Annotated in this window: 22 protein-coding genes; 9 read left to right on the top strand and 13 right to left on the bottom strand. The window is 60.9% G+C overall.

What is annotated here, in order from left to right; translation table 11 throughout:
- Window positions 1–39: 39 nt before the first annotated feature.
- The 3 genes from otsA to otsB are packed head-to-tail and all read right to left on the bottom strand — an operon-like array spanning window position 40 to window position 4,004.
- Entirely contained in the window at window positions 40–1,431 is a 1,392-nt protein-coding gene (gene otsA / locus CHEJ32_RS0122005) for an alpha,alpha-trehalose-phosphate synthase (UDP-forming) (protein ID WP_028035712.1), read from the bottom strand.
- Window positions 1,428–3,209 carry a glycoside hydrolase family 15 protein gene (locus CHEJ32_RS0122010; protein WP_028035713.1) on the bottom strand — a complete coding sequence of 594 codons (1,782 nt, stop codon included), beginning with the start codon at window positions 3,207–3,209 and terminating at the stop codon, window positions 1,428–1,430. The genes otsA and CHEJ32_RS0122010 overlap by 4 nt, the downstream gene beginning before the upstream one ends.
- 18 nt (window positions 3,210–3,227) lie before the next feature.
- Window positions 3,228–4,004, bottom strand: a complete 777-nt coding sequence (otsB, locus tag CHEJ32_RS0122015) for a trehalose-phosphatase (RefSeq protein ID WP_051469840.1) — start codon at window positions 4,002–4,004, stop codon at window positions 3,228–3,230.
- Between the two features lie 141 nt (window positions 4,005–4,145).
- On the opposite strand from otsB, the gene CHEJ32_RS25710 reads away from it, so the two are divergent.
- Complete coding sequence (locus CHEJ32_RS25710; protein WP_034658970.1) at window positions 4,146–4,481, top strand: hypothetical protein; 336 nt, start codon at window positions 4,146–4,148, stop codon at window positions 4,479–4,481.
- A 6-nt stretch (window positions 4,482–4,487) separates the two neighbouring features.
- Here CHEJ32_RS25710 and CHEJ32_RS0122025 read toward each other — a convergent pair whose 3' ends face one another.
- The 3 genes from CHEJ32_RS0122025 to CHEJ32_RS0122035 all read right to left on the bottom strand — a co-directional run bounded on the left by CHEJ32_RS0122025 (window position 4,488) and on the right by CHEJ32_RS0122035 (window position 5,893).
- Window positions 4,488–5,114, bottom strand: a complete 627-nt coding sequence (locus CHEJ32_RS0122025) for an ATP-dependent Clp protease proteolytic subunit (protein ID WP_028035715.1) — start codon at window positions 5,112–5,114, stop codon at window positions 4,488–4,490.
- Between the two features lie 93 nt (window positions 5,115–5,207).
- Window positions 5,208–5,582: an SRPBCC domain-containing protein gene (locus CHEJ32_RS0122030; RefSeq protein WP_028035716.1), complete on the bottom strand. Its 375-nt coding sequence runs from the start codon at window positions 5,580–5,582 to the stop codon at window positions 5,208–5,210.
- Window positions 5,579–5,893, bottom strand: coding sequence for a helix-turn-helix transcriptional regulator (locus CHEJ32_RS0122035; protein WP_028035717.1), 315 nt, complete (start codon window positions 5,891–5,893; stop codon window positions 5,579–5,581). Before CHEJ32_RS0122035 ends, CHEJ32_RS0122030 begins: the two co-directional genes overlap by 4 nt.
- 172 nt (window positions 5,894–6,065) lie before the next feature.
- Here CHEJ32_RS0122035 and CHEJ32_RS0122040 point away from each other — a divergent pair, with 172 nt between their 5' ends.
- Together CHEJ32_RS0122040 and gltX are read left to right on the top strand one after the other, a co-directional pair.
- Window positions 6,066–7,310 (top strand): MFS transporter, encoded by a 1,245-nt coding sequence (locus tag CHEJ32_RS0122040; RefSeq protein WP_028035718.1) that lies wholly within the window; start codon window positions 6,066–6,068, stop codon window positions 7,308–7,310.
- Complete coding sequence (gene gltX / locus CHEJ32_RS0122045; RefSeq protein ID WP_028035719.1) at window positions 7,307–8,677, top strand: glutamate--tRNA ligase; 1,371 nt, start codon at window positions 7,307–7,309, stop codon at window positions 8,675–8,677. Before CHEJ32_RS0122040 ends, gltX begins: the two co-directional genes overlap by 4 nt.
- A 455-nt stretch (window positions 8,678–9,132) precedes the next feature.
- Here the strand turns inward: gltX and CHEJ32_RS0122050 are convergent, their stop codons facing one another.
- From CHEJ32_RS0122050 to CHEJ32_RS0122060, 3 genes are read right to left on the bottom strand one after another with little or no spacing between them, the layout of a single operon-like run.
- Window positions 9,133–11,445, bottom strand: coding sequence for an NADP-dependent malic enzyme (locus CHEJ32_RS0122050; protein WP_028035720.1), 2,313 nt, complete (start codon window positions 11,443–11,445; stop codon window positions 9,133–9,135).
- A 50-nt stretch (window positions 11,446–11,495) separates the two neighbouring features.
- Window positions 11,496–12,338, bottom strand: a complete 843-nt coding sequence (locus CHEJ32_RS0122055; RefSeq protein WP_028035721.1) for a fumarylacetoacetate hydrolase family protein — start codon at window positions 12,336–12,338, stop codon at window positions 11,496–11,498.
- A 49-nt stretch (window positions 12,339–12,387) separates the two neighbouring features.
- Window positions 12,388–13,167 carry an SDR family oxidoreductase gene (locus CHEJ32_RS0122060; protein ID WP_028035722.1) on the bottom strand — a complete coding sequence of 260 codons (780 nt, stop codon included), beginning with the start codon at window positions 13,165–13,167 and terminating at the stop codon, window positions 12,388–12,390.
- A 119-nt stretch (window positions 13,168–13,286) separates the two neighbouring features.
- On the opposite strand from CHEJ32_RS0122060, the gene CHEJ32_RS25715 reads away from it, so the two are divergent.
- A complete protein-coding gene (locus tag CHEJ32_RS25715; protein ID WP_051469842.1) occupies window positions 13,287–14,108 on the top strand; it encodes a UDP-2,3-diacylglucosamine diphosphatase in 822 nt (273 codons plus the stop codon).
- A 14-nt stretch (window positions 14,109–14,122) separates the two neighbouring features.
- Here the strand turns inward: CHEJ32_RS25715 and CHEJ32_RS0122070 are convergent, their stop codons facing one another.
- Together CHEJ32_RS0122070 and dgcA are read right to left on the bottom strand one after the other, a co-directional pair.
- Window positions 14,123–14,461: a YnfA family protein gene (locus tag CHEJ32_RS0122070; RefSeq protein WP_034658957.1), complete on the bottom strand. Its 339-nt coding sequence runs from the start codon at window positions 14,459–14,461 to the stop codon at window positions 14,123–14,125.
- 189 nt (window positions 14,462–14,650) lie between these two features.
- Entirely contained in the window at window positions 14,651–15,634 is a 984-nt protein-coding gene (gene dgcA / locus CHEJ32_RS0122075; protein WP_028035724.1) for an N-acetyl-D-Glu racemase DgcA, read from the bottom strand.
- Window positions 15,635–15,739: 105 nt separating this feature from the next.
- Here dgcA and CHEJ32_RS0122080 point away from each other — a divergent pair, with 105 nt between their 5' ends.
- From CHEJ32_RS0122080 to CHEJ32_RS0122095, 4 genes are all read left to right on the top strand, one after another.
- Entirely contained in the window at window positions 15,740–16,927 is a 1,188-nt protein-coding gene (locus tag CHEJ32_RS0122080; protein ID WP_028035725.1) for an ABC transporter permease, read from the top strand.
- Window position 16,928: 1 nt separating this feature from the next.
- Window positions 16,929–17,756 carry an ABC transporter ATP-binding protein gene (locus CHEJ32_RS0122085; RefSeq protein WP_034658958.1) on the top strand — a complete coding sequence of 276 codons (828 nt, stop codon included), beginning with the start codon at window positions 16,929–16,931 and terminating at the stop codon, window positions 17,754–17,756.
- A 23-nt stretch (window positions 17,757–17,779) separates the two neighbouring features.
- A complete protein-coding gene (locus CHEJ32_RS0122090) occupies window positions 17,780–19,156 on the top strand; it encodes an MlaD family protein (RefSeq protein ID WP_028035727.1) in 1,377 nt (458 codons plus the stop codon).
- Window positions 19,157–19,220: 64 nt separating this feature from the next.
- A complete protein-coding gene (locus tag CHEJ32_RS0122095) occupies window positions 19,221–19,820 on the top strand; it encodes an ABC-type transport auxiliary lipoprotein family protein (protein ID WP_245261257.1) in 600 nt (199 codons plus the stop codon).
- Window positions 19,821–19,940: 120 nt separating this feature from the next.
- Here CHEJ32_RS0122095 and glnA read toward each other — a convergent pair whose 3' ends face one another.
- On the bottom strand, window positions 19,941–21,350 hold the full coding sequence (gene glnA, locus CHEJ32_RS0122100; protein ID WP_028035729.1) for a type I glutamate--ammonia ligase: 1,410 nt from the start codon (window positions 21,348–21,350) through the stop codon (window positions 19,941–19,943).
- A 55-nt stretch (window positions 21,351–21,405) separates the two neighbouring features.
- Window positions 21,406–21,744, bottom strand: a complete 339-nt coding sequence (locus tag CHEJ32_RS0122105; RefSeq protein ID WP_028035730.1) for a P-II family nitrogen regulator — start codon at window positions 21,742–21,744, stop codon at window positions 21,406–21,408.
- A 298-nt stretch (window positions 21,745–22,042) separates the two neighbouring features.
- Between CHEJ32_RS0122105 and CHEJ32_RS0122110 the strand changes: the two genes are divergently transcribed.
- A complete protein-coding gene (locus tag CHEJ32_RS0122110; protein ID WP_028035731.1) occupies window positions 22,043–23,542 on the top strand; it encodes a bifunctional ADP-dependent NAD(P)H-hydrate dehydratase/NAD(P)H-hydrate epimerase in 1,500 nt (499 codons plus the stop codon).
- Window positions 23,543–23,645: the final 103 nt, after the last annotated feature.

The raw sequence follows: 23,645 nt of genomic DNA on the forward strand, positions 1-23,645 counted from the left end.
AAGCGGCCGAACGCGCCGGCTCGCCGGAGAATGCCTTCCCTATTCCTCGTCCTTCTTCGTCTCGCCCCTTTCGAGCGCGGCCATGAAGCAGTTCAGCCAATTGGTCGAGTCGTGTTTGCGGATTCTTTCCATAAGCGCTGCCTGCCGATCCTGCCTTTCCTCAAGCGGCATTGTAAGCGCTCGGCAGAGATTGCGGGCCATGTCGTCCACATCGTAGGGATTGACGATCAATGCCTCGTGCAGGTCCTCGGCGGCACCCGCGAATTTCGAAAGCACCAGCACGCCAGGGTCGTCCATGGATTGGGCGGCGACATATTCCTTTGCAACGAGGTTCATGCCGTCGCGCAGCGGCGTGACGAAGCCCACCTGGCTTGCGCGATAGAGGGCCGCGAGCGCATCGCGTGGCACCGTGCCGTGGATGTAGCGCACGGGCGTCCAGTTGAAATCGGCAAAGCGGCCATTGATGGCGCCGGAAAGCGCTTCAAGCTCCTTGCGGATCTCGACATAGGCCTCGACCTCCTCACGCGTAGGCGTGGCGATCTGCATGAGCGCGACGGACTTGCGCATCTCCGGATACATTTCCAGAAGACGGGCGAATGCCCGCAGCCGATCCGGCAGGCCTTTGGTGTAGTCCAACCGATCGACGCCGATAATCTGTCTACGCCCCAGGATTTCGCGGCGTTTCGTCTCGATCTGCACGGCGTCGTTTGGCTTCTCGGCCATGGCCACGAAGGCGTCTACGTCGATGCCGATCGGATAGAAGCCGGCGATCACCTCCCGTTCGCGCGTCTTGATGCGGCCGTCGGGAAGCAGCTCGCAGCCCAGATGATCCTCGACATAGCGCAGGAGATTGTTGAGGTCCGTCTGCGTCTGGAAGCCGACCACGTCATACTTCAGGAGGCACTCGACCAGCCAGCGGTGGCGGGGCACTGCCGCGAGGATTTCAGGTGGCGGCAGGGGGATATGCAGGAAGAAGCCGATGCGCTGCTTGCAGCCACGCTCGCGCAGTTCCGCCGCGAGGGGGATCAGGTGGTAGTCATGGATCCAGATCAGATCGTCATCACGCAGGATGGAGGCCAGCGCGTTCGCGAATTTCGCGTTGACTCTGCGGTAGCCCTCCAGGAACGCCGTCTTGTACTCCACCAGGTCCAACCGGTAATGGAAGAGGGGCCAGAGCACGCTGTTGGCGAAACCCAGATAATATTCTGCGTAATCCTGTTCGGTGAGCGGGATCGTTGCCTGCGTGACCTCCCCGATCTTGCGGATGCGCGGCTCGGGCTCCTCCTCGTATTTCAGCGTCTGACCGTCCCAGCCCATCCAAACGCCGCCCCGCTGGCGCAGGGAATCCGCAAGGCCCACGGCCAGGCCGCCGGCCTGAGACGTCCTTGTCAGATCCGCAACGCGGTTCGAGACGACGACAAGCCTGTTCACACTACTGTCTCCCATGGTTTGGATAGCCGGCGGGCGCCATTGATGATGCCCACCATAGAATAGGTCTGCGGATAATTGCCCCACATCTCGCCGGTGACGGGATGGGTATCTTCGGACAGAATCCCCAGCGGGTTACGAGCCTTCAGCAATGCCTCGAAAATCTCGCGCGCTTCCTCCCGCCGACCGATGCGTGCAAGCGCGTCGAGACGCCAAAAAGCGCAGATATTGAAAGCGACTTCCGGCTTGCCGAAATCGTCGGCGGCCTCGTAACGCATCATGTGCGGCCCAATGGCGAGCACCTTCTCGAGCTCGTCAACAGTGCTCACAAAGCGCGGATCGCGCGGATCGATAAAGCCGACTTCCGCCATTAGAAGCACGCTCGCGTCGAGCGTCTCGCCTCCAAAGCTTTCCACGAATGCCCGACGCTTCTCCGACCAGGCTTCGGCCAGGATGCGCTCCTTGATCTCGTCCGCACGCTCTCTCCAATAGCGAACACGCGCAGCTTCTCCTAATTGGGCGGCTATGTGGGCGAGCCTGTCGCAGGCGGCCCAACACATAAGGCTAGAGGACGTGTGAACGCGTGAGCGGGAACGGAGTTCCCACATACCCGCATCAGGTTGATTGTATAGCCGGTAGGCCTGTTCGCCCGCTTGTTCCAGCAACTGGAAGTGCGTGATATTCGGCTTCATCTCGATGCGGCGGTCGAAGAAGATCTGGGCCGCGCCCAAGATCACATTGCCGTAAACGTCGTGTTGATAGTGCTCGAAGGCTTGGTTTCCGCAGCGCACGGGCCCCATGCCGCGATAACCTGCGAAATGGTCGAGGATATTCTCGGTCAGCTGCCTTTCCCGCCCGATGCCGAAAACCGGCTGCAAGTGGCCCCCATCGGCATCGGCCACGATATCCATCAGATATCGGAAGTAGTTTTCCATCGTCTGGACGGTGCCAAGGCTGTTTAAGGCCCGTACGACGAAGAAGGCGTCGCGCAACCAGCAGAAGCGGTAGTCCCAATTACGCCCGCTGTCGGGTGCTTCTGGAATGCTCGTCGTCATCGCCGCGATGATGGCGCCCGTGGGCTCATAGGTGCACATCTTCAGCGTGATCGCCGCGCGGATCACCGCATCCTGCCATTCGAAGGGCAGAGCGAGATTGGCCACCCATCCGCGCCAGTAGGCCGCCGTCCGCTCCTCGAACTCGCGCGCGGTATGCGCTACGCCGTCCTCAATGGTCTCGTCAGGACCGAAGATGAAATCGATCGGTGCGGACAGATTGAAAAAGGTCTCATCGAGCACATAGTCGATCGGAGCGTTCGTGGTGAGCCTCAAGGTCATCTCAGGCCCGACATAACGTATATGGTTTGAGCCACGGGTCGACTGAGGACGCTGGGTCCCATAGCCGAAGGTCGGTTTGACCCGAATGGAGATGCGCGGTGTGCCTGAAAGAGGGCGGATACGCCGCACCAGTGTTTGCGGACGGAAAATGCGGTCGCGCCAGAAGAAGCGCGGTGCGGAATCGGTTATTTCCAGTGAACCGGAACTGCTGTGCAGCCGCGTGACGAGAACTGCGGTATTGCCGTCATAATGCTGTTCTGTCTCCGTCAGGCCTTCAAGCCCGATCGAGAAAAGCCCTTCCGAGGGATCGTCCTCCCCCGCCAGCAGCGCGTTGAAGACCGGATCTCCATCGAAACGCGGCAGGCAACACCACAAAATGCGACCCTTTGGGTCGATGAGCGCAGAATAGGTGCAATTGCCGATAACGCCCAGATTGAGTGTTGTCATGCTTGAAAACCTTATTTGTCAACGCCTCCGAAGGTCAAAACTATCGGCCAGACGGCCGAGCCACTCACGAAAACTGGCCGTCCCTTCGGTCCGAAATTGGGCCGCGGTGGAACCCTCACCGATTTTGATGGAAATCCCGTTCAGATTTGCGATCTGATTGAAGGCATCCTCGTCGGTTACGTCGTCGCCGGCAAAGAGCGGCACCCGTCCGCGAAAAGGCTCCTCCTGCATGAAGGCGCTCAAGGCGTCCGCCTTCGTCGCCTTTCCCCCTTTTACCTCGACCACCATCTTGCCATGAAGAAGATGAAGGCCATGCACGCCCGCTACTGCCGCATGCACGGCGGCAATCGACTCATCTGCCAGTTCAGGCCGCTGACGGTAGTGCAGGGCGAGAGAGCCGTGCTTGGTCTCGACAAGGACCCCGTCATGCGCATGAGCAAACGCTTCCAATTGTACCCGGACATGAGCGAGGGTCTCTTCGTCCACCACGCTGTCGATGCGCTGTCCGCCGGCTGTCCTGCGCTCCATGCCATGCACGCCTGCAACGGGCAGCCGTAGAGGCACCAGAAAGTGATCGATCGTCTCGATCGGCCGGCCCGTGATGATCGCAACCGCTCCGCGGGTGCTTTCCTGAAGGCGTGCCAGTATTTCGCGTGTGGCGAGGGGAACGGAAACATCCTCTGGCCGTTCGGCGATATCTGCGAGCGTGCCGTCGAAGTCGAGAAAGATCGCGGTTGTCTCGGGCTTCAACGCCGCGTAATCGAGTGTCAGAAGAGATGCTGTTTCGCCGGCCATGACTTCACGAAATTGTGGGTCTGGCGGCCGTGATTGTGCCGCGCTGACCGCATTTGTGAGGAACTGCCGGCGCAAGTCCAGCAGCCGTGCTGGGAGGCAGATAAAGCGATTTTGTCGTTTGGACAAGGTTGAGGACAGATGATGCAAAGCTCAGGAATAATGGGGCGCGGCTTGGCGGCGTTTGCTCTGCTCGCCCTTTCGACCACTCTGGCAACCGCACAGGGCAGGGTGGATGCGCGCAATCTTTCTTGTGGAGAAGCTCGTTCCCTGGTGCAGCAAAATGGGGCGGTCGTGCTCACGACTGGGCGCTTCACCTACGATCGCTATGTCGCCGGAGAGCGCTTCTGTCCCGTTGGGCATGTCGCGGATGATGCGTGGATCTCGACGCGCGATACCCAATCCTGCCGGGTCGGCTACAGGTGTATCCTCAATCCATGGGACGATGACGAAGACACCATTCTGAGGATCCCCCGCTAGTGAGGGCTATATGCACGGCGCTGGAAGCGAGACCGCTCCTTCACGCCGACGATAGACGTGATCGACCAGTCCCCACTCCCGGGCATCCTCTGCGGTCATGAAGAAGTCGCGGTCGAGCGTACGCTCCACCTCTTCCTCGGTGCGGCCGCAGTGTTCGGCGTAGAGGCGGATCATCCTGCGCTTCAGCCTCATGACATTCTGCGCATGGCGTTCAATATCGGACGCCTGCCCCTGAAAGCCGCCCAAAGGTTGATGCAGGATGATGCTGGCGTTCGGAAGCGCGACGCGCATGCCACGTTCGCCCGCCATCAGCAGGAACGATCCCATGGAGGCCGCGGTGCCAAGGCAAAGCGTGGCGACGGGGCATTTGATGAACTGCATCGTGTCGTAAATCGCAAACCCGCTGGAGACCACGCCGCCCGGCGAGTTGATGTAGAACGCGATTTCTTTTTTCGGGTTCTCGGCTTCCAGATGCAGCATCTGCGCGCAGATGAGCGCAGCTGAGTTGTCGTCCACCTGGCCGTTCAGGAAGATGATGCGCTCGCGTAGAAGCCGCGAAAAAATGTCGAAGGCGCGTTCTCCACGCGCTGATTGCTCGACAACCATGGGCACGAGATTCATCATGTCGCGCATGGCGCAACCTCCTTGCTTCCAGTTTGGACGTTGGGAGCGAATGGGGCAGGGCGACCGGACGCGTCCCGATCCCTAGTCCCGTTCGCTATTTCTTCACCCCGCCATCGCCAGCGGTTGGCGGTTCGTGTTTGCCGCCATGGCATGAATTCCGCTTGCCACCGGCCCGTGCGTCAGACGAAACCAGGTGCGCCCGGCCGGCAGCCGCTCGAGTTCGACCGTGACCAGGGAGGGCGCGTCAGGGTGGTCAGGATCATGCCAAGCGTAGCTGACACGGCTATAAGGTTTGGCTTCTAGAAGCCTGTAGTTACGACACTCCGGCGCTTGCACGGCTTCATCTGAAGGGCTGGCGTCCAGCCAGTCGGACAGGAACGCCTCTTCCGTGAGCGCCCGCCACAGCTTTTCGGGCGTAGTCTCCATTTCGCATTCCACGACGACCTCGTCCCGCTTCGTATCCACGCTGAGCGTCATTGGTCCATCTCCTTCAGAAGCGTTTTCAGCCTTTCGACGCGGGCCGGCCAGTAGGCGCGATAACGGCTGAGCCAGTCGAACACGGGCGCGAGCCCGTCCGGTGCCAGGCTGTAATGCACATGGCGGCCATGCTTCTTTTCCGCGATCAGACCAGCGCTCCGCAACACCGCGACATGCTGCGAAACAGCCGGCTGCGAGATACCGAGGCCCTCCCGCAGTTCCGTCGCATTCTTCTCGCCCTCGAGCAGCCGCTCCAGGACAGCTCGCCTGGTCGGGTCTGCAAGTGCGCGAAAGACGTCCGACTCGTTCATGAAGATAGATAAGCATAGACTTATCTGTCATGCAAGCAGTGTTGCGCCAGCAGGGAAAAGAAGGTGTGGCAGCGGCGCTGCGCCTTGCCTCCTGCGGATGGGTGCATAGGATGCGACGTCTGCCCGAATCCGGCATGGGCTTAGCGTTCCGGCGCTCTCCAACAAGAAACCGATGTCCTTTTTCAATTTCCTCCGCGAAAATGCCCGCTGGCTCGCCGGCGGTTTCCTGCTCACCTTCTTCTCCTCCTTCGGCCAGACATTCTTTATTTCCATTTCCGCCGGCCACATCAGGGAAGAATACGACCTTTCCCATGGCGCATTCGGCATGATCTACATGCTGGCGACGCTTGCCAGCGCATTCACGCTCACAAAATTCGGGCAGATCGTCGACCGCTATTCTCCGAAAACCGTAACCCTGATCACTGTGCCGATGCTGGCGCTTGCCTGCATTTCGATGGCCCTATCCCAATCGGTGATTCTGCTTTGCCTGACGATCTATCTCCTGCGGCTTTTCGGCCAGGGGATGATGACGCAGAATGCATTCACCGCGATGGGGCGCTGGTTCTCCGCCCAGCGCGGGCGCGCGGTCTCCATCGTCACGCTCGGGCACAATGGGGGCGAGGCCACACTTCCGCTCATTTTCGTGGCGCTTGCCGCACTGGTCGGCTGGCGCAACGGCTGGCTCATATCCGCTGGTTTCCTCCTGCTGATCGCACTGCCGGCCATCTCCTCGCTCATGGCGGTGGAGCGCACGCCGAGGGCGAGCGATCCTGCCGCCCGCGTGACGACAGGACGCGATTGGACGCGTGCCGAGGTGGTGCGCGATCCGCTGTTCTACATCTTGCTGCTCGGTGTCATGGCGCCTGGATTCATCGGCACGACAATCGCCTTTCATCAGGTGTACTTGGTGGAACTTAGGGGCTGGTCATTGGAAGTCTTCGCATCGGCCTTCACCGTCTCTGCGAGTATGACGGTGATCTTTGCGCTCGTTTCGGGCCAGCTGATCGACCGCTTCTCCGCCGTGGCGATGCTGCCTGCTTTCCTCCTGCCCCTGGCTGTCGCTTGCTTCGTGCTCGCATCCTTTGATGCGCAATGGAGCGTGTTCGTCTTCATGGGCCTGCTCGGCATGTCCAACGGGTTTTCGTCCACGCTTTTGGGGGCTCTTTGGCCGGAGATCTATGGGATTCGTCATCTTGGCGCGGTACGGGCTCTGATCGTTGCGATCCTGGTGTTTGCCACTGGCGCGGCGCCGGGTCTGACGGGGTACCTGATCGATATCGGCGTATCCTACCCGCTGCAAATCGCGGCCATGGGTGTTTATTGCATAGGGGCGGCCATCCTCATGCTGATGGTCTCCCGCCGGCTCCAGGCACGGTCCTTGCAAATGGCCGAGGTGTCGGCTACCTCCGCGCCATGACCGTAACAGTTCGCTTCGCACCGTCACCGACGGGGCAGATTCATATCGGCAACGCCCGCACGGCGCTGTTCAACTGGTTGTTCGCCAAGAAGGCGGGCGGTTCTTTCGTGCTGCGCTTCGACGACACGGATGTCGAACGCTCCCGCCGGGAATATGCCGATCAAATCGAGGTCGATCTGGGTTGGCTCGGGATCGAGCCCGATGTGACGGTGCGGCAGTCCGATCGGTTTGCGCTTTACAATCGCGCGGTCGAGAAGCTCAAAGAGGCGGGACGTCTCTATCCCTGCTACGAGACCGCAGAGGAACTGGAACTGCGCCGGAAGATCAGGCTCTCGCGCCGGCTGCCGCCGATCTATGGCCGTGAAGCGCTGCGGCTTTCGGACGAGCAGAAAGCGGCCTATGAGGCGGAAGGCCGAAAGCCGCACTGGCGCTTTCTCCTGCCCAATTTCGAGAGCGATCCTTTTACGACCAGGCGCACCGAGATCCATTGGGATGATATCATCCGCGGCTCCCAGACCGTCGATCTCGCTTCCATGTCAGACCCGGTTCTGGTCAGGGAAGACGGAACCTTCCTCTATACGCTGCCTTCCGTGGTGGACGATATCGACCTTGGCATCACCCATGTCATCCGCGGCGACGACCACGTGACCAACACCGGCGCGCAGATCGCGATTTTTGAAGCGCTGGGTGCAAAAGCGCCAGGCTTTGGCCATCACAACCTGCTTACAACCGTCACGGGCGAGGGCCTTTCCAAGCGCACCGGGGCGCTCTCGATCGCCAGCCTCCGCGAAGCGGGCGTGGAGCCAATGGCGGTCGCATCGCTCGCCGTGCTCATCGGCACGTCGGAAGCGGTGTCGGCCTATCGCGACATGGATGAGCTTGCAGCCCATTTCGACCCGGCGTCGAGTTCCAAATCCTCGGCAAAATTCGATCCTGCGGAGCTTGAGGCGCTCAGCCGTTCGCTCATCCAGGCAATGCCGTTCGAACAGGTCGCTCCCCGTCTTGAAGCGATGGGTGTCGAGGGACTTTTAGCTCAGCCGTTCTGGAATGCGGTGCGCGGCAATATCGAGAAGCTCCAGGATACGGCCGGCTGGTGGCGCATCGTGACCGAAGGTCCGGAACAGGCCGAGTTTTCCGATGAGGATCGCATGTTCCTGCGCGATGCCTTCGATCTCCTTCCGCCCGAACCGTGGAACCACGAAACGTGGCGCATCTGGACCGAGAAGGTAAAAGAACGGACCGGTCGCAAGGGGAAGGCCCTCTTCAAGCCCTTGCGACTGGCGCTTACCGGGCGCGATTCCGGCCCGGAGCTCGCAGATCTATTGCCTCTTCTGGGTCGGGAAGGAACTTTGGGCCGACGACCCTGACATTCTTCTCTGCCTCGGTCATCGGTCGGGCAGCAGCTTCGTGGGTGCGGGCCGGTTCCGGTACAATTGCGTTTACAGGCGGAATTTCCTGGATGGAAGGAAATGCTTCCGGCGCCTGGATGGAAGAGGTTTTCTCGGCGTCGGGCGCCCCATTGTCGGTTCCACCGCCGATGACGACATAACCGGCGGTTTGAGCCGCAGCGCCGCCGCTTGCTGCCAAGAGCACCGTACCTGAAAGGATCACCAGGCGAGCGCCCGCCCGCCATCTTTCCGAGAGACGCATTACACACTCCGCCAAACGCCGTCTGCGGCTCGTTCAAGCGACCGCAGTTACGAGCCAGAGCGTATCAAGCCAGTCTTAATCCCGCGTTACGTCGGGCAGGCTCGGGGACGAGCAGGGAACGGTGCGCGTTACCGAACTGCGTATCTCGCGAAACCGATTCCGGTCCTCGGCGCTAACCCGGCAGGTGCAGCTGACGGTTCTGGCTCTGAAGAACCTCGACGGCCGCAAGCGCGGTCATGTTGACGATGCCGCGCGAGGTGACGGAAGGCGTAAGGATATGAGCCGGCCGAGCCATTCCGAGCAGGATTGGCCCGACATGGAGCGCATCCGTCATCGCCTTTACCGTGGTAAGCGTGATGTTGGCGGCATCGAGGTTCGGGAACACCAGCAGGTTTGCTTCGCCTTTCAGCAGTGCGTGCGGATAGACACGCTGGCGCAACTCCTCGGAAAGCGCGGCATCGCCATGCATCTCGCCGTCCGCGATGAGGTCCGGTGCGATGCGATGCAGAATACCGACGGCCTCGCGCATCTTCAAAGCACTTGCGGAGTCGCGCGAGCCGAAATCCGAATGCGAGAGGAGTGCTGCCTTTGGTTCGATGCCGAAACGGCGGATCTCCTCCGCCGCGAGCACTGTCATCTCCGCTATTTCCTCCGCGGATGGATCGAGCGTCACATAGGTATCGGTGAAGAACATCACGCCCTGCTGCGTGATGAGCAGCGACAGTGCTGAAATATCCCGCACTCCCTCCCGACGGCCGATGATCGCATCCACGTAACGCAGATGCCGCTCGAAGCGGCCTTCGAGACCACAGATCATGCCATCAGCCTCGCCGCGCATCATGGCAAGAGCGGCGATGACGGTGGTGTTCGTCCGCACGAGCGTGCGCGCCACCTCAGTCGTCACACCGCGCCGGCCCGCGATGCGGATCAGGAGATCCACATAGTCGCGGTAGCGCGGATCGTCCTCCGGATTGATGATCTCGAAATCGATGCCGGGCCTGATCTTCAGGCCGTATCGCTTCAGGCGTACCTCGACCACATGCGGGCGGCCGATGATGATGGGCTGCGCAAGCCCTTCCTCCAGCACAACCTGCGCGGCGCGCAGCACCCGCTCGTCTTCACCATCCGCATAGATGACGCGCTTACGCCCGGCCTGCTTGGCGGCAGAGAAGACCGGCTTCATCACCAGGCCGGTGCGGAAGACGAATCGGTTCAGCCGATCAAGATAGGCGTCCATGTCCTCGATCGGGCGCGTCGCGGCGCCCGAATCCATTGCCGCCTTGGCGACCGCGGGCGCGATCCTGAGAATCAGCCGTGGATCGAAAGGCGAGGGGATGAGGAAATCCGGTCCGAAGACAGGCGTCTCACCGGAATAGGCGCGGGCGGCGACTTCCGAAGGCTCCTCACGGGCAAGCGCGGCGATGGCACGCACCGCCGCAAGCTTCATCTCTTCGTTGATCGCCGTGGCGCCGACATCGAGCGCGCCGCGGAAGATATAGGGAAAGCACAGGACGTTGTTGACCTGGTTCGGAAAATCTGATCGTCCCGTGCAGATCATGGCGTCGGGCCGCGCCTTGCGTGCCTCCTCCGGCATGATCTCCGGATTTGGGTTGGCGAGCGCCAGGATCAACGGCCGATCGGCCATCTCCTTGAGCATTTCCGGCTTCAGAACGCCGCCGACCGAAAGGCCAAGAAACACATCCGCCCCGCCAATCACGTCTGTCAGCTCCCTGGCGTTCGTGTCCTTGAGATAGGGCTCCTTCCAGCGGTCCATCTCCTCAACACGCCCGCGATAAGCGACGCCATACCGGTCCGTGATCCAGATATTCTCCGTCTTTGCGCCCAGCGAGACGAGCAGGTTCAAGCAGGCGAGCGCCGCGGCGCCCGCACCGGAGGTCACGATCTTGGCAGAGGCGATGTCCTTGCCCGCAAGCTCCAAGCCGTTCAGGACCGCTGCCGCCACGATGATCGCCGTTCCGTGCTGGTCGTCATGGAAGACAGGGATCTTCATGCGCGCCTTGAGGCGCTCCTCGACCTCAAAGCATTCCGGCGCCTTGATGTCTTCAAGGTTGATGCCGCCGAAGGTGGGCTCCAGCGCGGCGATGGTCTCCACCATGCGGTCGACATCGGGCGCGTCGATCTCGATGTCGAAAACATTGATGCCAGCGAATTTCTTGAAGAGGACAGCTTTCCCCTCCATCACCGGCTTCGAGGCGAGCGGACCGATATCGCCAAGGCCGAGGACTGCGGTTCCGTTCGACACCACGCCGACCAGATTGGCGCGAGAAGTGTAGTCGGCGGCAAGGGCCGGATCCTCCTGGATCGCCAGGCACGGCGCGGCCACGCCTGGAGAATAGGCAAGCGCCAGGTCGCGCTGGTTGCCGAGCGGCTTCGTCGGCTGGATCTCCAGCTTGCCCGGTACGGGGTGACGATGGAAGAAAAGGGCAGCCTCATCCAGATCCGAACGTGTCTTCTTCGCGGCCATGGCCTATTCGGCTGTCGCCCCTCTTCTTACAGAAAACATGTGGGATTCAATCAGCGTGCGATGACGCGCTGGCGCTGCTCGCCCAGGCCCGTAACGCCAAGAAGCATTTCGTCCCCGGCCTTCAGGTAGACCTGCGGCTTCTTGCCCATGCCGACGCCCGGCGGTGTGCCGGTGGTGATCACGTCGCCCGGCTCGAGCACCATGAAGCGCGAAAGGTATGAGATGATCTCAGCGACCGAGAAGATCATCGTGCTCGTGCTTCCGGTCTGCATGCGCTCGCCGTTCACGTCCAGGAACATGTCGAGGTTCTGCGGATCGGAAATCTCGTCGGATGTCACGATCCAGGGGCCGAGAGGTCCGAAGGTCGGCGCGCTCTTACCCTTGATCCACTGGCCGCCGCGCTCGGCCTGATATTCGCGCTCGGAAACGTCGTTGCACACGGCGTAGCCGAACACGCGCGAAAGCGCTTCCTCTTCGGAGACGTAGTCGCAGCGCTCGCCGATGATGACGGCAAGCTCGACCTCCCAGTCGCCCTTCTGAGAGCCCTTTGGCAGCACGACATCGTCATTCGGCCCGGAAAGGCAGCTGGGCGCCTTGGAAAACACCACGGGTTCGCTGGGCACAGGTTGGCCGGACTCGGCCGCATGGTCTGCATAATTGAGGCCGATGGCGATGAAATGGCCGGTGCGAGCGATCGGAGCTCCGATACGTGTCACCTGAGGCACCGTGGGCAGCGAGCCGATATCGGCGGAGGCGAGAATGCGCAGGAGCGCCGGTGAAATGGTTGACGGGGTATAGTCAGCCACAAGGGAAGATACGTCCCGAATGGTCCCGTCGGTATGAAGAACGGCCGGCTTCTCCGAACCTTTGTTGCCAAAACGCAAAAGTTTCAATCATCCCTCCATCAATCACCGATTCGCCGCCGAAGCGGAGGACAGTTTATCAGAATGCACTCGGGAACAAGCCGCCGTCGAGCCGGATGTTTTGGCCCGTCAGGTAGCCCGCATGGATAGAGCACAGGAAGGCACAGACCTGCCCGAACTCCTCAGGCGTGCCGAAGCGGCCGGCAGGCACTTCCGATGCCTGACGCTGCGCCTGTTCTTCGAAAGAGCGGCCGGCCTTTTCGGCAGCGTGCCTGATGTTGCTGTTGAGCCGGTCTGTCCCGAATTTCCCCGGCAGCAGATTGTTGATCGTAACGCCCTTGTTCGCCACCTTGCGAGAAACGCCGGCCAGAAACGCCGTCAAGCCGGCGCGGGCGCCAGAGGAAAGATCGAGCCCGGAAATAGGCATATAGACCGACAGAGACGTGATGTTGACGATACGCCCAAAGCCGCGTTCCGTCATGCCGGGCAGCGCAGCCTGGATCAGCTCCAGCGGCGTGACCATGTTCTGGGTTACGCCTTTCAGCAGCTCTTCCCGCGACAATGCCTGAAAATCCTTCAGCGGCGGACCAGCATTGTTGTTGACGAGAATGTCGGGCGCGGGACAGGCGGCCAGCAGGGCCTTCTGCCCCTCGTAGGTCGAGACATCCGCCGCAACCTCGGCCACTGAGACGCCGAACCGGTCCCGGATCTCCTGTGCCGTCTCCTGCAGCGTCTGCGGATCGCGGCCGTTGACGACCAGATTGCAACCCGCTTCCGCCAATGCCATCGCGCAACCGCGGCCAAGGCCTCTGCTCGATGCGCACACGATAGCATTCTTACCCGCGATACCCAGATCCATTGAGCTGTTCCCGCATTGCCTTCCATGATCGTCTACTCCCGGGAGTCCGGCATGGCAACCGTCACATGCCTGTGACATGAATCGGGGCATAGGGAACGCGACGAAAAGCTGGAATTGCTATGCTCCCGATCGCGCCACGCTCATTTCGAACGATCTTCCTGTCAGACATCCATCTGGGGTCCAGGCCGGCAAAGGCGAAGTTCCTCATCGATTTTCTGCGCCATCACGATGCGGAAACGATTTACCTCGTCGGTGACATCGTGGACGGATGGCGGCTGAAGCGCTCATGGCATTGGCCGCAGGACCACAACGACGTGGTGCAGAAGCTTCTGCGCAAAGCGCGTAAGGGAACCAGGATCTTCTACATCGCAGGCAATCACGACGAATTCCTGCGCGCTTTCGAAGGCATTCATTTCGGCGGCATCGCCGTGGCGGACAGGGTCATCCATGATGGCGCTGACGGGCGGCGCTTTCTCGTCATCCATGGCGACCAGTTCGACGCCGTCGTTCACAATGTCCGCTGGCTGGCTTACCTGGGGGACCGCGCCTATGACGCGGCCATCGTGGTGAACCGGGTGGTCGCGGCTTTCCGCCGCCTCACCGGCCAACCTTACTGGTCCTTCTCGTCCTGGGCGAAGGTGAAGGTAAAGAAGGCGGTAAAATTCATCAGTTCATTCCAGGATGTGCTTGCCCAGGAAGCCCTCCGATCCGAGGTGGATGGGGTGATCTGCGGCCACATTCACCACGCCGCGATCGAGCGGATCCGCGGCGTCCAATACATGAATGCGGGTGATTGGGTGGAAAGCTGCACGGCGCTGGTGGAGGACTTCGACGGCAATTTCGAGATCATCACCTGGGCGAAAATCGAAGCTGCGAAAATGACTGCAACTGGTCGGCCTGCGCGCGCGCCGCTCAAGGAAGAGGTCCCTGAGGCTGCCTGAGCGGCGATGCCCCCTCATGGCGTCCGTGGGGCGAAGAGAATAATCAACGCGGCAAAAATCGCGATCGCTCCGCCCGATATGTCCCATAGATCCGGTTTTTGCCCCTCGGCAAGCCAGAGCCAGAGAAGCGAAGCGGTGATGTAGATCCCTCCATAGGCGGCATAAGCCCGACCCGCGTGATCGCTCGGCAAAAGCGTCAGAAAATAGGCGAACAGCAGGAGCGAAACGGCGCCCGGAGCGATCCAAAGGATCGATTTGCCTTGCCGGAGCCAGGCCCAGAAAGCAAAACATCCGGCGATCTCCGCAAGGGCGGCTGCGATGAAGATGAAGGCCGTGCTGATGGTGGCGGGCATTTCAGGTGTTCCGGATCTGGAAAAAAGTGCGAGGTTCAGGGCCGTGGGGTGGGGCTATGGCGTTTCACTTGGAGGTTAGCCTCATCGCTGCCCGACCTGAAATGCGGCTGAGGCGGCCAGGCTCGTTGTGCCGCTGCTTCCTCCTGCAGCGCCGACGGTTGTGCTCGCAATGGGGCACACCGGAGATCGTTATCCCCATAGTTCCGGCTCGGGCGGCGCCACGAGCGCGCCGTCATAGGCGAGCCCAGGGATACGGTCGCGCGCAAGCAGGAGAGGGCCGTCAAGGTCGACATATTCAGCACCCTGCGCCAGCAGGACCGCCGGCGCCATCGCCAGCGACGTGCCCACCATGCAGCCCACCATGATCGAGAAACCGAGCGCACGAGCCCGATCGCGCAGGAGAATTGCCTCCGTGAGGCCGCCTGTCTTGTCGAGCTTGATGTTCACTGCATCGTAGAGACCGCGAAGCCCTTCGAGATCAGCTGTCGTATGCAGGCTTTCGTCGGCGCAGATCGCTATGGGATGCGCGATTTCGCGCAGAAGGGCGTCCCTGCCGGCGGGAAGCGGCTGTTCAACAAGCGCCACGCGGTGTGTCGCCGCTATCCGCAGATATTCCTCGATATTATTCTCGGTCCAGCCTTCGTTCGCATCGAGGATGAGCCGGCTCTTCGGGGCGGCAGATGCAACAGCCTTTATCCGTGCTTCGTCATCTTCTCCGCCGACCTTGATCTTCAGGAGGGGCCGGGAAGCATATTGACGCGCTTGGCTTGCCATCTCTTCGGGGGTGCCTAGGGAGATCGTTTGAGCCGTGACCAGCGGCTGGGGAGGGGCGACGCAGACAGCTTGCGCCACACGCCTGCCCATCCGTTTGGCTTCCAGGTCCCAAAGCGCGCAATCGATCGCGTTGCGCGCAGCTCCCGCGGGCATACGCTTCAGCAATGTATGCCGGTCGATGCCGTTGGCGATATCCGCCCGCATCTCTTCAATTTGTGCGGCGACGCTTTCCAAGGATTCGCCGTAACGGGCGTAGGGCACGCACTCCCCCCATCCCCTGGCCTCTCCCTCGGAAATCGTACAGGTGAGCACCCGCGCTTCGGTCTTGGCACCGCGCGAGATTCGGAACACGCCTGCGATCGGGAAATTTTCGATCTGGATGGAGATTGAGCGTGACATGAAAACCTCAGACGATCGAGAGAGCGGCAACGTATCTTGTCTATGCAAAGCTTTCGGGGGCAAGGGCGTTTTCTTCTCGGTCTCGCCGCTTTAAGGATGTTGGGTATGGTGTTCAACATTCTGACGCGGAGAAATGGCACTGCCCAGGAGCGCGACCCGACCGCGCCGCAGCTTGAGTTGCGCGAAGACGAGGGGGCGCTTTTCTGCCGGCTCTCGGGCAATTGGACCACGCGCACGGTGAGCCAGGTGGACGAGCCCATGCGTCTTCTGCGCGATCGGAGGGATGCGAAGGCTCTCGAAATCGACCTGAGCGATGTGGGCCAGCTCGACACGGCAGGGGCTTGGCTGGTGGCCAGGGTGATCGCTGCCCAGAAACAGAGGGGAACCGAGGTCCTTGTCACCGGCGCTTCCGATGCGGCGGCCATTCTGCTGGCGGCCGTCGGTCCGACAGCGGAGGAGCCTGTTCTTCCCAAGGACGCACGTCGCGGCTCGGCGCTCGTCGCCATACTGGTGGCAATCGGACAGACCATCTACGACATCAAGGACGATTTCCTCTACGGGATGAATATCCTGGGCGCGACCATCAGCGGCGCGCAGATGAAGCTTGGGCGCGGGCACGCGGTGAATCTCGCCGCCATAGCCAGTCAGATCGATCGTATGGGCGTCGGGTCCATTCCGATCATCGTGTTAATGTCGGCCGTGGTGGGCGCCATCATTGCTCAGCAGGGTGCCTTCCAGCTCCGTTATTTTGGTGCCGAGATCTTTGTGGTCGACCTGGTCGGCATCCTGATCCTGCGAGAACTCGGCGTCCTTCTGACCGCCATCATGATCGCAGGTCGTTCCGGCAGCGCCATCACCGCCGAGATCGGTTCGATGAAAATGCGCGAGGAGGTCGATGCGCTGACCGTGATCGGGCTCAACCCGGTCGGCGTTCTGGTCTTTCCTCGCCTGGTTGCGCTTGTCGTGGCCGTTCCATGCCTCACGATCATTGCCAATTTCGCGGCCTTGGGCGGAGCTATCCTTGTCGCCTGGTTCTATTCGGACATCGCGCCGCCAACCTTCATCCAGCGCCTCCACGACGCGATCGATCTCACCAGCATCTTTGCCGGCCTGATCAAGGCTCCCTTTATGGCGCTCATCATCGGGATCATCGCCTCGGTCGAGGGCATGAAGGTGGGTGGTAGCGCCGAATCCCTCGGCAGGCACGTGACATCGTCGGTCGTTAAAACGATCTTTCTCGTCATCGTGGTCGATGGTCTTTTCGCCATGTTCTATGCAGCGATCGACTTCTGAGATGGCGACGGAAACTTACGAGACCCCCCACCAGGCTTCCCACCAAGGGGGCGCGGCCGCGGCCGCAAATGGCTCCGAGGTCGTGTTGGAGGCTCGCGATATCACCGTGCGGTTCGGGCGGACGACGGTGCTGGAACACCTTTCGCTTGATGTCTATCGCGGGGAGATCCTCGGCTTCGTTGGCGCTTCAGGCGCCGGAAAATCCGTGCTTCTCCGAACGATCCTGGGGCTGATCCCGAAGCAGGCGGGCACGATCTGCATGTATGGCCAGGATCTTGCCGACCTCAATGAAGCTCAGCGTATGCTCATCGATATGCGCCAGGGGGTGCTTTTCCAGCATGGTGCGCTGTTCTCCGCCCTGACGGTGCTTGAGAACATTCAGGTGCCTATGCGGGAATATCTCGATCTCCCCCGCAAGCTCATGGACGAACTCGCTCTGTTAAAGCTGGAGCTTGTGGGATTAAGGCGAGATGCTGCCAATAAATTTCCCTCGGAGCTTTCCGGTGGTATGATCAAGCGTGCCGCCCTCGCACGTGCACTTGCGCTTGATCCGGATATCGTCTTCCTTGACGAGCCGACTTCAGGGCTCGATCCGATCGGAGCGGCGGAATTCGACGAGTTGGTCGCGAAAATGCGCGATACGATGGGCCTGACCGTCTATATGGTCACCCATGATCTCGACAGTCTTCTCACCGTATGTGACAGGATCGCTGTGCTGGGCAACAAACGGGTGCTCGTGGAAGGCACGGTGGACGACATGATGAGGAGCGAAGAGCCCTGGGTAAAGTCGTATTTCCGAGGCAAGCGTGCCCGACAGGTTGTGCGCTGAAGATGAACAAAGATGCTTAGATAATGGAAACAAAAGCAAATTACGTCATCGTCGGGATCTTCACCGTCTTTGCCATCCTGGCGGCATTCGGCTTTGTCTATTGGACGGCCGGCGTCGGCGACAGCAGCAATATGGCGCCCATCCGATTCAGGATACCCGGTTCGGCCGCGGGCCTTGGAACAGGCAGCGCCGTACTTTTCAACGGTGTGCGGGTGGGCACGGTGGAACGGGTCCAGATCGATCCGAACAATCCGGCTATTGCCATTGCCGACGCCCGTGTCGACCGCAAAACACCGATCACCAAGTCAACCCAGGCCGATATCGGGCTGGCAAGCCTCACCACCGGGCAGGCCAATGTCGATCTAACGGGCGGAAATCCGCGAGAGCCGAATCTCCTCCAGCTTGCGGAAGAACAGGGCACGATCGCGGAGATGACGGCCAATCCTTCGGCGGTCAGTAATTTGCTACAGAGTGCACAAGGCCTCATGGCGCGCGCCGATTCAGTCGTGGACCAACTCGAGGAATTCGTGACCGACGCGCGCGGCCCGCTCACGCAAACGGTTCGCAATGTCGAGACATTTTCCGGCGCTTTGGCACGCAATGCGCAGGGCATCGACGACTTCCTGGCGAATGTCAGCGCGCTGTCCCAAAGCATCTCCGGTGTTTCAGGCCAGCTCGATTCGACCTTGAGGGCGGCGGAAGACCTGATCACCTCCGTGGACAAGGATCGCATCGCTAATATCGTGCAGAATGTCGAAACCTTTACTCAACGTCTGGATAGCGTCAGCGGCCAGTTCGACACGATCGCAACAGGCGTGAACGAGGCCGTGGGTTCGCTTTCGAGTTTCTCCACCCAAGCCAATGAAACGCTGCAAAGGGTCGACAGGCTCGTGGCCGGCGTCGATCCTGATCAGGTCTCAGACGCCGTGCGCAATTTCCAGCAGGCAAGCGAGGCGATCAACAAGGCTTCCGCGCAAATCGCAGAAGTCACCGACACGGTGAGCGACAGGACCGAAGACATCGATCAGTTCATTACCGATGCGAAGGAGCTCGCAAGCCGGCTCAACGCAGCCTCCGTCCGGGTGGATGGCGTGCTGGCCAAGCTCGATGGAATGCTGGGCTCCGGAGAGGGGCAGGATCTCTTTGCCGAGGCAAGCTCCACGCTCAAGTCGTTCCGGCAAGTCGCCGACACGCTTAATGCGCGGCTCGGTCCGATTACGGAAGGACTTTCGCGCTTTTCCGGCCAGGGCTTACGCGACGTGGAAGCGCTGGTCGGGGATGCACGACGGGCCATTTCCCGCATCGAGAGCGCCGTTAGTGATCTAGAGCGAAACCCGCAGCGCATCATTACCGGTGGAGATGGCACGATCCGGCGCTATGACGAGCGGGCGCGCCGTTGACAAGCTTTAAGGTCATCCGCAAGAAAGGTCGATGGGGCCGAATCCGTCTTTCAGGAGCAAGCGGTTGGGATTGAAGCGGGCTTATTGCGGGCTGTTGATCCTGAGCCTGATGCTCGGCGGTTGCGCCGCTATCCCGGGCTTTGGCCCTCGTCCTGTGGATGTCTATGATCTCACTGCTCCGGCACTCCAGCTTGCGGCCGCAAGGCGATCACGCACCCAGATCCTGGTGCCGGAGCCGGAAGCCCTGAAGATCCTTGACGGCGAGGACATCGCCATCCGTACTTCCAGCGGTGCTCTTCAGCTCCTGAGCGGCGCACGCTGGTCGGACCGGCTGCCGCGACTTGTGCAAGCCGGATTGGTCGAAGCCTATCAGCGGTCCGGCAGCCTGGCTGGTGTCGGCCGGCCGGGCGAAGGTCTCGCGATCGACTATCAGGTGATCGTGGACATCCGCTCGTTCGAGGTGCAGGTGGGAAGCGGCTCGGCCTATGTCCAGCTCTTCGTGCGCGTCCTTGACGATCGCACGGGCCAAGTGCGTGCTTCCCGCGATTTTTCTGCCACTGCGACGGTGACCGGAAGTGGCGATGTTGCGTTCGTGGCCGCTCTCAATCAGGCATTCAACGCCGCGGCGAGCGATATCGTGGATTGGTCATTGGGCGTGATGTAGTCGCAGGTGCGACGGCATTCCCAAGCGCCGCTGCTACCGCCACCACCTAGTCAACTAGTTCTCTGTCGGCAATAAAAAAGCCCCCGTTTCCGAGGGCTTTTTATTGCATTCAAGAACGGCTCAGACCGAATAGTACATGTCGAATTCGACCGGGTGCGGCGTCATCTCGAAGCGCAGCACTTCGGCCATCTTCAGCTCGATATAGGAGTCGATCTGATCGTCGTCGAAGACGCCGCCGGCCTTCAGGAAGCCGCGATCCTTGTCGAGGCTCATGAGGGCCTCGCGCAGTGATCCGCAGACGGTCGGGACCTTCTTGAGTTCCTTCGGCGGCAGGTCGTAGAGATCCTTGTCCATCGCCTGGCCCGGATGGATCTTGTTCTTGATCCCGTCGATGCCGGCCATCAGGAGGGCTGCGAAGCACAGATAGGGATTGGCCGTGGGATCAGGGAAACGGACCTCGACGCGCTTCGACTTGGGCGAGGTGCCAAAGGGAATGCGACACGAAGCGGAGCGATTGCGCGCAGAATAGGCGAGCAAGACCGGCGCTTCAAAGCCTGGCACCAAGCGCTTGTAGGAGTTCGTCGTCGGGTTGGTGAAGGCGTTGATCGCCTTGGCATGCTTGATGATGCCGCCGATGTAGTAAAGGCAAGTCTCGGAGAGGCCGGCATACTCGTTGCCGGCGAAGGTGGGCTTGCCTTCCTTCCAGATCGACTGATGCACGTGCATGCCCGAGCCATTGTCGCCATAGATGGGCTTCGGCATGAATGTTGCCGTCTTGCCATAGGCATTGGCGACCTGATGCACGACATACTTGTAGATCTGCATCTTGTCGGCGTTGCGCACCAGGGTGTCGAACTTGATGCCAAGCTCGTGCTGGGCTGCGGCGACCTCGTGATGGTGCTTTTCTACCCTGACGCCCATCTCCGTGAGGACCGAGAGCATCTCGGAACGCATGTCCTGCAGCGAGTCGATCGGCGGGACGGGGAAGTAGCCGCCCTTCACGCGTGGCCGGTGACCGAGATTGCCGGTCTCGTAATCGGTGTCGTCGTTGGACGGAAGCTCGGAGGAATCCAGCTTGAAGCCGGTGTTGTAGGGATCGGCTTTGTACTTCACGTCGTCGAAAATAAAGAACTCGGCCTCAGGTCCCACATAGACGGTATCGCCAATGCCTTCCGCCCGCAAATAGGCCTCTGCCTTCTTGGCGATGCCCCGAGGATCGCGGTTGTAGGCTTCGCCGGAAACCGGGTCCAGGATGTCGCACAGGATGACCATCGTGGACTGGGCGAAGAAGGGATCCATGTGAGCCGATTCGGTATCCGGCATCAGGACCATGTCGGACTCGTTGATGGCCTTCCAGCCGGCAATCGAGGAACCGTCGAACATGACGCCGTCGGCGAACATGTCCTCGTCCACCTCGGCGACGTCCATCGTCACGTGCTGGAGCTTGCCCTTCGGGTCCGTAAAGCGCAGGTCAACGAACTTAACATCGCTGTCCTTGATCTGCTTCAGGATGTCCTGTGCTGTCGTCATTCTCTTCAACCCCTGTAAGTGAGAACTCTTCTTGCAATTCGGCCGTGCGGCCGGTTCAGACCGCGTCCGGGCCGGTTTCGCCCGTCCGGATCCGGATCACTTCCTCCACATTGGAGACGAATATCTTGCCGTCGCCGATACGCCCCGTCTGGGCCGCCTTGCGAATGGCTTCGATGGCCGCATCCACCATCTCGTCGACCAGTACGACTTCGATCTTCACCTTGGGCAGAAAGTCGACGACATATTCCGCCCCTCGATAGAGTTCGGTGTGTCCCTTTTGCCGCCCAAAGCCTTTGGCCTCTGTAACGGTGATGCCCTGGAGCCCGACTTCCTGCAGAGCTTCCTTCACTTCGTCGAGCTTGAACGGTTTGATGATCGCCTCGATCTTCTTCATTTTCGGCGGCCTCCGGTTGCTTTGAAAAACGGGGAACACCCGCTTCGCCCTTTCGTATGCACGAACCGTGCCAGTTTGGCTGGTGGGGTCTTTTCGAACCTGTAACCGCCTTCTCACCGGTCGGACGCGTGCTCGGACCGCTAAATTCTTCCCGCAGCATTCTCCAATATTGTAGAGAGGTTGCCTAAAAACTGTGCAGCCTGCTTAAAAGGCAAGCCTGAAAGGGTGACGGGGCGAAACCCGATTTACGGCGCCCGCTTCCGCGAGCAAAAATGCCTCACTCAACGGGTGTTTCGGTATGCACGAACTTCTTTCTCCTGAGGAAATGGCGCGCGCTGATCGGCTTGCGGCTGAGATGGGGCCACTCGATGGCTATGATCTCATGCGCAATGCGGGCGCGGCTGTGGCGGCTGAGGCTCTCTCACGCTTTGGCGATACATCCGGCGTCGATATTCTCTGCGGTCCGGGGAACAATGGCGGCGACGGATATGTTGCGGCTCGCCTGCTTCAGGAGCGCGGGCTCGATGTGCGTGTTTGGCGAGAGGTGGAGCCAAGGCCCGGAACCGACGCGGCACGCGCGGCGGCAGATTGGCCTTCGCTCGCCGGCGGCTTGAAGGATTTTGTGCCGGAACAGGGAAACCTGGTCATCGATGCAGTGTTCGGTGCAGGTCTCGCACGGCCGCTCGACGGCGCTTATGCAGACGCTCTTCGTCGCGTAGCAGCCGCCAAGGTGCCTGTCTTGGCCGTTGACCTTCCCTCGGGCGTATCAGGGGAGAGCGGGACGGTGTTGGGCACAGCCGCTTCCGCTAGCCTGACCGTCACATTTTTTCGCAAGAAGCCTGGACATGTCCTCTATCCGGGTCGGACGCTTTGCGGCGAGGTCGTGGTCGCCGATATCGGTATCGACAATCGTGTGCTCGATACAATCCGCCCACGATGCAGCGAGAACTTGCCGTCTCTTTGGCAGTCCCTCCTACGGCGACCGGCTGATGACACGCACAAATACGAGCGGGGTCATGCTGCGATCTTTTCCGGAGGCCCAACATCGACGGGAGCCGCGAGGCTTGGGGCGCGCGCAGCGGCTCGGGTTGGGGCAGGGGCTGTCACTTTGCTTTCGCCCGCTGCCGCTCTTGCCGTCAATGCCATGCATCTGACGTCGATCATGCTGAGACGGGTCGAGGCCGTTGACGAGCTTGAAGCCTTTCAGCGCGACAGGAGGGCTTCCGCTTATTTGCTCGGCCCCGGCTTTGGCATCAGCGAGAAAGCACGCATCTTTGCCGCCGCGGTCCTCAGAACGGGCGAGGACGGGCCTCCGGCGCATCTGGTGCTCGACGCTGATGGGATCACCGCCTTCGCGCAGGAACCGGAACTGCTCTTTGCGGAGGCTGCTGGAAGGAAGGGGAGCATCGTGCTCACTCCGCATCTGGGTGAGTTCGCCCGCTTGTTCCCCGATCTTGCGGCCGACCGACACTTGTCGAAGCTTGGCAAGGCACGGGCCGCCGCCGCCCGCAGCGGTGCGATTGTGCTCCTGAAGGGGCCGGACACCATCATAGCCTCGCCCGATGGGCAGGCTTGCATCAACACGAATGGTACACCCTATCTGGCGACCGCAGGCTCGGGCGACGTGCTTGCGGGAATGATCACCGGGCTCTTGGCGCAAGGCATGCCGGCATATCCAGCGGCAGCGGCTGCCGCCTATCTTCATGCGGAGGCAGCGAAGGCTTTCGGACCGGGACTGATCGCCGAAGACCTGTGCGAAATTCTTCCCGGGGTGTTTCGGGAGTTCCTCCGCGATTAGGCATTGGGCATCCCGCGCGGAGCAGCAGAGATCATCATAAACGATATGTCGGTGTTAGCTCTAGGTAAACGATGGTTACAACTTGTCGCCAGCGTTCGCTGGC

It is taken from the genome of Chelativorans sp. J32, assembly GCF_000518985.1.
In the GTDB taxonomy this organism is placed as follows: domain Bacteria; phylum Pseudomonadota; class Alphaproteobacteria; order Rhizobiales; family Rhizobiaceae; genus Chelativorans.

Coding starts and splice junctions, on each gene's coding strand:
- CHEJ32_RS0122010 (WP_028035713.1), bottom strand. CDS start 3,209: ATGACAACACTCAATCTGGGCGTTATCGGCAATTGCACCTATTCTGCG.
- otsB (WP_051469840.1), bottom strand. CDS start 4,004: ATGGCCGGCGAAACAGCATCTCTTCTGACACTCGATTACGCGGCGTTG.
- CHEJ32_RS25715 (WP_051469842.1), top strand. CDS start 13,287: ATGCTCCCGATCGCGCCACGCTCATTTCGAACGATCTTCCTGTCAGAC.
- CHEJ32_RS0122080 (WP_028035725.1), top strand. CDS start 15,740: ATGGTGTTCAACATTCTGACGCGGAGAAATGGCACTGCCCAGGAGCGC.
- CHEJ32_RS0122105 (WP_028035730.1), bottom strand. CDS start 21,744: ATGAAGAAGATCGAGGCGATCATCAAACCGTTCAAGCTCGACGAAGTG.
- CHEJ32_RS0122025 (WP_028035715.1), bottom strand. CDS start 5,114: ATGCGCGACATGATGAATCTCGTGCCCATGGTTGTCGAGCAATCAGCG.
- CHEJ32_RS25710 (WP_034658970.1), top strand. CDS start 4,146: ATGCAAAGCTCAGGAATAATGGGGCGCGGCTTGGCGGCGTTTGCTCTG.
- CHEJ32_RS0122110 (WP_028035731.1), top strand. CDS start 22,043: ATGCACGAACTTCTTTCTCCTGAGGAAATGGCGCGCGCTGATCGGCTT.
- gltX (WP_028035719.1), top strand. CDS start 7,307: ATGACCGTAACAGTTCGCTTCGCACCGTCACCGACGGGGCAGATTCAT.
- CHEJ32_RS0122030 (WP_028035716.1), bottom strand. CDS start 5,582: ATGACGCTCAGCGTGGATACGAAGCGGGACGAGGTCGTCGTGGAATGC.
- CHEJ32_RS0122070 (WP_034658957.1), bottom strand. CDS start 14,461: ATGCCCGCCACCATCAGCACGGCCTTCATCTTCATCGCAGCCGCCCTT.
- CHEJ32_RS0122035 (WP_028035717.1), bottom strand. CDS start 5,893: ATGAACGAGTCGGACGTCTTTCGCGCACTTGCAGACCCGACCAGGCGA.
- glnA (WP_028035729.1), bottom strand. CDS start 21,350: ATGACGACAGCACAGGACATCCTGAAGCAGATCAAGGACAGCGATGTT.
- dgcA (WP_028035724.1), bottom strand. CDS start 15,634: ATGTCACGCTCAATCTCCATCCAGATCGAAAATTTCCCGATCGCAGGC.
- CHEJ32_RS0122050 (WP_028035720.1), bottom strand. CDS start 11,445: ATGGCCGCGAAGAAGACACGTTCGGATCTGGATGAGGCTGCCCTTTTC.
- CHEJ32_RS0122090 (WP_028035727.1), top strand. CDS start 17,780: ATGGAAACAAAAGCAAATTACGTCATCGTCGGGATCTTCACCGTCTTT.
- CHEJ32_RS0122060 (WP_028035722.1), bottom strand. CDS start 13,167: ATGGATCTGGGTATCGCGGGTAAGAATGCTATCGTGTGCGCATCGAGC.
- CHEJ32_RS0122085 (WP_034658958.1), top strand. CDS start 16,929: ATGGCGACGGAAACTTACGAGACCCCCCACCAGGCTTCCCACCAAGGG.
- CHEJ32_RS0122040 (WP_028035718.1), top strand. CDS start 6,066: ATGTCCTTTTTCAATTTCCTCCGCGAAAATGCCCGCTGGCTCGCCGGC.